The sequence below is a fragment of the Megasphaera sp. AF13-6AC genome (genome assembly GCF_027685385.1).
Classification (GTDB): domain Bacteria; phylum Bacillota; class Negativicutes; order Veillonellales; family Megasphaeraceae; genus Megasphaera; species Megasphaera micronuciformis.
Genome location: NZ_JAQCUN010000191.1, coordinates 1 through 1,384, shown reverse-complemented (window position 1 = coordinate 1,384; position 1,384 = coordinate 1). Strand labels below are relative to the sequence as shown.

Sequence of the window (1,384 nt, the reverse complement as noted above, 5' to 3'; positions counted from 1 at the left end):
ATTCCGTCGGTGCGGGCTTGCGCGTAACGACTCCTATCGGACCTATCCGTCTTGACTACGGTGTAGGTAAGGACGGCGGCAAGTTCCACTTCAGCTTCGGCGGTAAATTCTAGTCAACCCGCGGGGGAGACAGATGAGAAAAAAAATACTCGCAGGAGTCGTCGTATCGGCCCTATGTTGGTCCGGTGCGGCGGCTGCCTCGATTCACGATGTAGACGTACGTCTTGCGTCTTCCGGTGCACCTGTACCGCCTTTGGCGGCTAAGCGAATTTCCGCCAGCATCGAAACGGTAGGCCGCAGAGTTTTACTGGATAGAGATGACGGTGAAGTCAGTCGGAATGCGGATACGTACAACCGTATGATGAATGACATTATGGATCGCGTCCTCATCGGCTATACGGTAGAGAACCTGACCCTTCGGCCGGGTGAACGAACGGAAGTAGACGTTGTCGTACGACCTTGGGGAAATACGATAGAAACCGTTTCATTGAATCTCGACTTCGGAGCCTTGTCGCCTTTAGCTGAAAACATGGCTAAAGAGGATGTGCAGGGAGCTCAAAATTTGGTGGAAAATGTTCTCGTCGGACTTCCGGAAGATGCTCTCGATTGGGCCGGCGGAGCCGTAAAGGACGTGCTTGAAAGCGAATTGGAACGGCAGATTCCCGAGTTTTATCCCCACGTGATTATTACGCCCGGAAAGACGGCGAAGGTAGACGTATACTTTTTGCCGAAACTTCCCGTTGTGCGTAATGTAAACGTAAAGGTAGAGACGGAAAACATTCCTCGAGTCGTTTTTTACGATACACGAAAGCATATGGAAACGCGCTACGCAGGCCTTCAAGGCCTGCCTGTTGCGTTTATTCGGCGTCATGAAAAAGACATACAGGAAGATGTGAGCCGCACCGTTTCCGATCAATGGGTTGTAGAAAAGTACAAATTGCGAGTAGAGCCGCAATTAACAGTAGGCGAGAATTTGGATATTCGCTTGAAATCCCTTACCGATTTTTACGATATTCAGGCTTCGGCGTACATCGATATGCGTCGTAACGGCGACAAGCGCCGCGGTAAGAAGGACGAAGATACGGTTGCAAAAGTTCATATCGGCAGAAAGTTCGGCTCAGGACATGAGCTTTTCGGTGAAGTCGAATTCAAGCCGTCTACGTTGAAATGGAATCTGATTCCCGGCTATTTCTATCGCTTTTCGGACAAGACATCCCTGGGTTATCAGTTTGAGACTGAAGACAAGAGTCACCACCTGTGGCTGAAGCAAAAGCTGGCAGGTCGGTGGAGTTTGCGCTTTGATTGGGATATATCGAATCACGATGAAGAATTGGGAATTAACTATAGACTACACGACTATGTAGGCTTAGAATATATTGTGTCG

The 1,384-nt window shown here is 49.4% G+C and carries 2 protein-coding genes; both read left to right on the top strand.

All coding sequences use genetic code 11. The features are described 5' to 3' along the window. Positions 1–113: BamA/TamA family outer membrane protein (locus PGX78_RS07975; protein ID WP_270446389.1), on the top strand; the 113-nt coding region annotated here is incomplete at its 5' end. A 20-nt stretch (positions 114–133) separates the two neighbouring features. Further along, positions 134–1,384 (top strand): hypothetical protein (locus PGX78_RS07970; RefSeq protein ID WP_270446385.1); only part of this gene is annotated, 1,251 nt, incomplete at its 3' end.